Source organism: Leifsonia poae (assembly GCF_027921845.1).
Taxonomy (GTDB): domain Bacteria; phylum Actinomycetota; class Actinomycetes; order Actinomycetales; family Microbacteriaceae; genus Leifsonia; species Leifsonia poae.
Genome location: NZ_BSEN01000006.1, coordinates 676,425 through 683,191 on the forward strand (window position 1 = coordinate 676,425; position 6,767 = coordinate 683,191).

A 6,767-nucleotide genomic window follows, 5' to 3' on the forward strand; every position below is an offset into this window, starting at 1 on the left:
GACCCCCGGGCTCAGCCGACGGCGACCGAGACCGGCTCCGTGACCCCGGCACCGGATGCGGGGAGCACGGAGGCGATCCGGCGCACCGCCTCCACGATGGTCGCGGGGTCGCAGGCGATGTTCATGCGGGCGAACCCGGCTCCGCCTGCGCCAAAACTGGGGCCGGAGTTCAGCGCGATCCGCGCCCGCTGCAGCAGCTCGGCGGCGGGGTCGTCGCCCAGCCCGAGCGCCCGCAGATCCAGCCAGACGAGGTAGCCGGCGTCGGGCTCGACGACGCGCACTCCGGGTAGGTGGGCGCTCACCTCGGCGCGGAGCGTCCCGAGGTTGGCCGCGATCCGGTCGACGGTCTCGTTCAGCCAGGGGAGTGATGCGTAGGCCGCGATGTTCGCGTGCAGCCCGATGATGCTCGTGCGGGCGGCCAGCTCCTCGGGAAAGCGGGTGAGCATGGCGGCCGTGTCCGCGTCGTTGGCGATGGCGACCGCGCACTTGAGGGCGGCGAGGTTCCATCCTTTGCTGGCGGAGGTGACGGTCACCGACCGTGCCCCCGCCCCGATACACGCGACCGCGAAGGGGGTGAACGGCGATCCGGCGTGCGCGAGCGGGGCGTGCACCTCGTCGCTCACGACAAGCACGTCGTACGTTGCGGCCAGGCGCGCCAGCTCCGCGAGGCTCTCGGCGCTGTGCGAACGGCCCGTCGGGTTGTGGGGGTTGCAGAGCAGGATGGCGTCGACACCCGACGCGAACGCCTGCTCGATGGCGGGCAGGTCGAGCGACCATCCGGCGTCGGCGCGCAGCGGCACCTCGACGGCCTCGGCATGCGCCTCCCCGACCATCTCGTAGAACGGTGCGTAGACGGGCGGCGTCAGAACGACGCGACCACCGGTGGCCGGCAGTCCGAGGCGCAGCGTCTCCAGCACGCCGACGGTGACGTCGGTGGCGAGGTGCACGCGCGACTCGTCGACGCCCCAGCCCCAACGGGAGTCGGCGAACTCGGCGAAGGCAGCGGCCAGCGGACCGGGTGCGTCGAGATAGCCGGTGTCCGACCGCAGCAGGTGGTCGATGGCGGTCTGAGCGATGTCGGGTGCGAGCTCGAAATCCATCTCGGCGACCGACATCGGAAGCACGTCGGCTTCGAACCGGTGCCACTTGATGCTGGTCCTTCGCGCCCGGAGGTCGGCGAGAGGTCGCGCGTTCGTGCCGCTCATTGCACAACTCTCTCTCCGAGACGGCGGTACGGCCAGCCACGCCGTCAAAAAGTGAAACAGTCCGAGGGCAGGTTTCGGCCTGTGTGGTGCACGGGTAGCGTGTTTCGTCGTCGGCCCGCGCGCCGCCGCTGCGTATCGACGGGAGAAACCATGTCGCTGTCATCCGAGTCGATCAGGACGCTCGAGGAGGAAGGCCTGCGGTTCGTGCGCGATCTCATCCGCATCGACAGCGTCAACACCGGCGATCCCGAAACCGTGGGCGACGGGGAGGCGCGCGCGGCACGCTACATCCAGGATCGGCTCGAGGAGGTCGGCTACGACGTCACGTACGTCGAGTCGCGTCCCGGCCGCGGCAGCGTGATCGCGCGGCTCCAGGGCAGCGACCCCGGGCGCGGTGCCCTGGTGGCGCACGCCCATGTCGATGTCGTTCCGGTGGACGGGCAGGAGTGGACGCATCCGCCGTTCGGCGCCGAGATCCACGACGGTCTGCTCTACGGGCGCGGCGCCGTGGACATGAAGGACTTCGCCGGCACGCTCGTCGCCGTCGCCAGAGCATTCAAAAGGGAGGGAATCGTTCCCCAGCGCGACGTGATCTTCGCGTTCTTCGCCGACGAGGAGTCGGGTGGCACGTGGGGCGCGCGCTGGCTCGTGGAGCACCGCCCGGAGCTCTTCGCCGGCGCCACCGAGGCGATCAGCGAGGTCGGCGGATTCTCGGTGCCGCTCGGCGGGCGTCGCGCGTACCTCGTCGCCACCGCCGAGAAGGGCATCGTCTGGGCCAGGGTGCGCGCACGCGGACGGGCTGGTCACGGTTCGCGGCCCACCGCGGACAACGCGGTCGTGCGGGTCGCGCAGGCCGTCGTCGCGCTCGCGGCGCATCGGTTCCCGGTCGAACGCACGTCGGCGCTGGATGCGGTGCTCCGGGCCGCAGACGTCGCCGACGTGCACGAGATCACCGATGAGACGATCGACGAGATCGTCGCCGGGCTTGGACTGGTCGCGCCCCTGATCTCCGCGACGCTCCGGGAGACCGTCTCGCCGACCGTGCTCGCGGCCGGATCGAAGACGAACATCATCCCGGCGCTCGCCGAGGCCACGCTGGATGTGCGGGTGCTTCCCGGGCACGAGGACACCTACCGGAGCGAGGTGGAGGCGATCGTCGGGGAGGGGGTCGAGTTCGAGTGGGGCGACCTGATCGCGCCGATCTCGTCTCCGGATGACGCCGCGCTGGTCGAGACGATCGGCGAGGCGATCCGCGCGGAGGACCCCGAGGGCATCGTCGTCCCGTACCTCCTTCCGGCGAGCACCGACAACAAGCATCTCGCTCGGCTGGGCATCCGGGGCTACGGCTTCGTGCCCCTGCGGGTGCCCGACGACTTCGATGTCTTCGGCGAGTTCCACGCGGCCGACGAGCGCGTGCCGGTCGATGCGCTCGCCTTCTGCGCGCGGGTCACCTGGTCGATCCTGGCGACGGCCTGAGCGGTTCCGCCTCGGCAAGCGCGCGTCGAGCTTCCGTGTGCGTCATCCGGCGTCGCATCCGCAACAGGGCGTAACGCAGGCTTGTGGGCGCGGGCGATGCGGGCTTCGATGCCACACATGCCGAACACCCCTCTCGAAGACACCGCAACCGCCGTCGCGGCCGAGCCCGAACTGATCACGCCCGGCGAGGGCGCGGCCCGCGTCGAGGCGGGGGCGCTGCTGATCGACGTGCGCAGCCAGGCCACCCGCGACCGGGTCGGCGCTTTGACCGGCGCCGTCGTGGTCGACCGCGAACGCCTTCCCGAACTCTTCGGGAAGGACTCCCCGGAGCGCCTCATCCAACTCGCATCGACCGACCAGGAGATCGTGGTCGTCTGCGGCTCGGTCGACGGCTCGCGTCCCGTCGCCGAATGGCTCGGCGCGAACGGCTTCGGCCAGGTCGCCCACGTCGAGGGCGGCTTCCCCGCCTGGAGGGAGGCGGGCCTGCCGACCGGCGCCGGGACGGAGGCGCCAGCCGAACCTTCGGCCTGAGCCACCCCGCCATCGCGACGTACCCAAGTGGTCCAAGGGAACGGTCTCATAGCCCGTCATCCGCAGGTTCGAATCCTGCCGTCGCGTCAGAATCACGACACGCCGCAAGCGCGCGCGTTCGACGTATTTCCGGCCGCCGGATTCGTGGCGTTTCTGTGCCCGGCGTGCGGCCGCAGAGCACCCCTTCTCGCCGGAGATCCGCGAGAAATCAGGCAACTCGCGGCACCGTCCCGGTGGTCGCCCCAGGCGCGGATGTCGGTGGTGCCCCGTATTCTGGGGACATCGAAGAAAAACTTCCAAAACACTACATGTAGTGGAATGACAACACTGTCATTAGGGTTATATAGTGGGTGAACACCGCACGACGCGGTGACAAAGACTTCTAGGGGAGGCCATCATGGACTACGAAAACAGCGACAGCGTTGGCGGCTACTCGGTTCCCGTCGACCCCATGGACATGCTGCAGTGCGACAGCTGCCAGTAACCAGCTAGCACCGAGCACGGAACCCCGTCGGCCCTCGAGGCCGGCGGGGTTTCTGCGTCCCCGGCGTCCCGCCCGGGGCATTTCGTTGAGAGGCGGCAAATCCGCCTAAACACGCCGGCGGAACCTGCATTCGTCACCCCTCAACGAAGAGGGCCGGCGGGACGGCCGGTCGGAGGGCCGGTGCGACGGCCGGTCGGGGGACCGGCGCGGCGGTGTCCCCGCCCCGGGCCACGCCGCAACGGCGCATCCGTAGAATGGTCGGGTGCCAGTGAACCCAGACATCCAGGGCCGGCAGTTCCCGCCGACAAGCCCGTACCTCGTCGGCCGGGAGAAGATCCGCGAGTTCGCGCGGGCCGTGCTCGCCACCAACCCGCTCCACTTCGACGTGGACGCTGCCCGCGCCGCCGGGCACTCCGACCTCGTCGCGCCGCCGACCTTCCCGGTCGTCGTGCAGGAGAGCACCCTGGCGCAGCTCCTCGCCGAACCGGATGCCGGAATCGACTTCAGCCGCGTGGTGCACGGCGACCAGCGCTTCACCTACACCCGCGCTGTCGTGGCCGGCGACGAGCTCACCGCGACCCTCACCGTGGCCAGCGTCAAGAGCCTCGGAGCCCACTCGATGGTGACCGCCGAGTCCGTCATCGTCGACGCGAGCGGCGCGCACGTCGTCACCGCGACATCCACCCTGGTCGTTCGAGGAGACGAGTGATGCCCGAGTTCGACACCCTCACGGTCGGCGACGTGGTCGCGGAACGCGACTACCACCTCACGCGCGACACCCTCGTTCGCTACGCAGGCGCCTCCGGCGACTTCAACCCCATCCACTACCGCGACGACGTCGCGACCTCGGTCGGTCTCCCCGGGGTCATCGCACACGGGATGCTCACCATGGGCCTCTCCGTGCAACCGGTCGTCGACTGGGCGGAAGACCCCGCCCGCGTCGCCGACTACCAGGTGCGCTTCACGCGCCCGATCGTCGTCGACTCCGCCACCGGCGCGGACGTGTCCGTGACGGCCAAGGTCGGCCAGCTCGATGCCGAGGCCCGCGTCGCGCGCATCGACCTCACGGTCACGTTCGACGGCCAGACCGTGCTGGGCAAGGCGCAGGTGCGCGTCTCCCTCGCCTGATGCCCACGAAACCGATGCGCCCCACGGAGCAGGCATGACCGACGGATCGCGTCCCGAAGGTGCTCCCGAGCCGCCCGCCCTGTCGACCCTCACCACCATGCAGGTCGGAGGGGTTCCCGCGCGGCTCATCGAGCCCCCGACCCGCGAGGCGCTCATCGAGTCCGCACTCGAGATCTGGGGCGAAGGCGACGACTGGCTGCTGCTCGGCGGCGGTTCCAACACCGTGGCGAGCGATGACGGCTTCGACGGCACGGTCATCCGGGTCGTGACCCGCGGCATCGAGCGGCTCGACGCGGAGCCCGGGCGCATCCGGCTTCGTGTGCAGGCCGGTGAGCCGTGGGACGCGCTGGTCGCGCACACGGTGCGCAACGGCTGGTCGGGCATCGAAGCGCTCGCGGGCATCCCGGGCTCGACGGGTGCAGCCCCCGTGCAGAACATCGGCGCCTACGGTCAGGAGCTCGAAGCGAGCCTGCTCGGCGTCGAGTTCCTCGACTACGAGACCGGCGAACTCAGGTGGCTCTCGCACACCGATCTCGGGCTCGGCTACCGCACGTCGGTGCTCAAGCGCGGGATGCGCGGCGTCGTGCTGTCCGTCGACCTCGAACTGGCCGACGGCAACGACCCCAGCGGGCTCGGAGCGCCGCTCAGCGCCCCGATCGCCTACGCGCAGCTCGCCGACACGCTCGGTGTTCCGCTCGGCTCGCGGGTGTCGGTCGCCGAGCTGCGTCGCTCGGTGCTGGCCCTCCGCGCCTCGAAGGGAATGGTGCTCGACCCGGACGACCAGGATTCGGTCAGCGCCGGATCCTTCTTCACCAACCCGATCGTGTCCGAGAACTTCGCGCGGTCGCTGCCCGCGAACGCGCCGCGCTGGCCGATCACGCCCCCGGAGCCCGACACGGTGCTCGGCATCGAGGGCGGGGTCGTGTACCCGCAGGACATCCCGGCGCTCGCCGACGGACCGTACGACGTCAAGCTCAGCGCCGCCTGGCTGATCGAACAGGCGGGCATCCGGCGTGGCTTCGGTCTGCCGGGGTCGCGCGCCGCGATCTCGAGCAAGCACACGCTCGCGCTCACCAACCGCGGCGGAGCGACGGCCGACGAGATCGTGCAGCTGGCGTCGTACGTGCAGGCGCGCGTGCAGGCCGAGTTCGGCGTCGTGCTGCATCCGGAGCCGATCCTGGTCGGCATGGTCCTGTAGCGGGGTAGCGCCGCGGGCGCTCTCGGCCCCTCCCTAGAATGGCCCCATGGCCACCACCACCCGGATGCTCGTGCTCGGCGTCGCGCGCATCTTCGCTCCGGCGAACGGGTATCAGCTGCGCCGTGAGCTGGTGTCGTGGCACGTGGACGACTGGGCGAAGGTCAATCCGGGCTCGATCTACTCGATGCTCTCCACCCTCAGCCGGCAGGGGATGCTCGAGGCGCACGCCCTTCCAGACGGCGCCCGTACGGTCACGGTCTACACCGTCACGGATGCCGGGCTCGCCGAGCTCGACCGCCTGCTGCGGGACGCCATCCGGGCCGTCACGCCCATGGATCCGACGGGGTTCCGCGTCGCGTTCAGCTTCGCGCCGCTCTTCGAGCGCACGGTGCTGGCGACCCTGCTGGAGGAGCGGTTGCTGGCCGTCAGGGCCCGCGCGGCCGTGCTGCGCGGAGAGGTTTCGCGACTGGATGCCGAGCACTTCGCGCCCCCGCACGTCGGGTATTCGGTGCAATGGGAGACCCGGATGCTCGACGCCGAGGACGCCTGGCTGATCGACCTGATCGCGCACATCCGGTCCGGCGGACTCGACTTCATGGACGAGCCGATGACCTGGACGCCCGCCCCCGACGACGAGGGCTGGGAGATGGCGAGAGAGACGGCGCGCTACCGCGAGCAACTCGACCGGATGCGCGAGGCCGAGGCCGCCCGCCCGCGCGGCTGACGCCCCGCCGCGCCGCCGCCG

7 protein-coding genes and 1 tRNA gene are annotated in these 6,767 nt (G+C 70.6%); 7 read left to right on the plus strand and 1 reads right to left on the minus strand.

The features are described from left to right. Positions 1-11: 11 nt before the first annotated feature. On the minus strand, positions 12-1,205 hold the full coding sequence (locus PKE84_RS10230) for a MalY/PatB family protein (protein ID WP_271177119.1): 1,194 nt from the start codon (positions 1,203-1,205) through the stop codon (positions 12-14). Positions 1,206-1,355: 150 nt separating this feature from the next. Between PKE84_RS10230 and PKE84_RS10235 the strand changes: the two genes are divergently transcribed. From PKE84_RS10235 to PKE84_RS10265, 7 genes are all read left to right on the plus strand, one after another. Further along, positions 1,356-2,681 (plus strand): M20/M25/M40 family metallo-hydrolase, encoded by a 1,326-nt coding sequence (locus tag PKE84_RS10235; RefSeq protein ID WP_271177120.1) that lies wholly within the window; start codon positions 1,356-1,358, stop codon positions 2,679-2,681. Positions 2,682-2,798: 117 nt separating this feature from the next. Further along, positions 2,799-3,212 (plus strand): rhodanese-like domain-containing protein, encoded by a 414-nt coding sequence (locus PKE84_RS10240; protein WP_271177121.1) that lies wholly within the window; start codon positions 2,799-2,801, stop codon positions 3,210-3,212. Positions 3,213-3,225: 13 nt separating this feature from the next. Continuing rightward, a tRNA-Met gene (locus PKE84_RS10245) sits at positions 3,226-3,299 on the plus strand. Positions 3,300-3,958: 659 nt separating this feature from the next. Further along, positions 3,959-4,405 (plus strand): MaoC family dehydratase N-terminal domain-containing protein, encoded by a 447-nt coding sequence (locus PKE84_RS10250; protein WP_271177122.1) that lies wholly within the window; start codon positions 3,959-3,961, stop codon positions 4,403-4,405. Further along, positions 4,405-4,824 (plus strand): MaoC family dehydratase, encoded by a 420-nt coding sequence (locus PKE84_RS10255; protein ID WP_271177123.1) that lies wholly within the window; start codon positions 4,405-4,407, stop codon positions 4,822-4,824. The genes PKE84_RS10250 and PKE84_RS10255 overlap by 1 nt, the downstream gene beginning before the upstream one ends. A 34-nt stretch (positions 4,825-4,858) precedes the next feature. Continuing rightward, positions 4,859-6,022 (plus strand): UDP-N-acetylmuramate dehydrogenase, encoded by a 1,164-nt coding sequence (locus tag PKE84_RS10260; protein WP_271177124.1) that lies wholly within the window; start codon positions 4,859-4,861, stop codon positions 6,020-6,022. A gap of 46 nt (positions 6,023-6,068) precedes the next feature. Next, positions 6,069-6,746 (plus strand): PadR family transcriptional regulator, encoded by a 678-nt coding sequence (locus PKE84_RS10265; RefSeq protein ID WP_271177125.1) that lies wholly within the window; start codon positions 6,069-6,071, stop codon positions 6,744-6,746. The last annotated feature ends 21 nt before the right edge of the window (positions 6,747-6,767 follow it).

Coding starts and splice junctions, on each gene's coding strand:
- PKE84_RS10235 (WP_271177120.1), top strand. CDS start 1,356: ATGTCGCTGTCATCCGAGTCGATCAGGACGCTCGAGGAGGAAGGCCTG.
- PKE84_RS10240 (WP_271177121.1), top strand. CDS start 2,799: ATGCCGAACACCCCTCTCGAAGACACCGCAACCGCCGTCGCGGCCGAG.
- PKE84_RS10230 (WP_271177119.1), bottom strand. CDS start 1,205: ATGAGCGGCACGAACGCGCGACCTCTCGCCGACCTCCGGGCGCGAAGG.
- PKE84_RS10260 (WP_271177124.1), top strand. CDS start 4,859: ATGACCGACGGATCGCGTCCCGAAGGTGCTCCCGAGCCGCCCGCCCTG.
- PKE84_RS10255 (WP_271177123.1), top strand. CDS start 4,405: ATGCCCGAGTTCGACACCCTCACGGTCGGCGACGTGGTCGCGGAACGC.
- PKE84_RS10265 (WP_271177125.1), top strand. CDS start 6,069: ATGGCCACCACCACCCGGATGCTCGTGCTCGGCGTCGCGCGCATCTTC.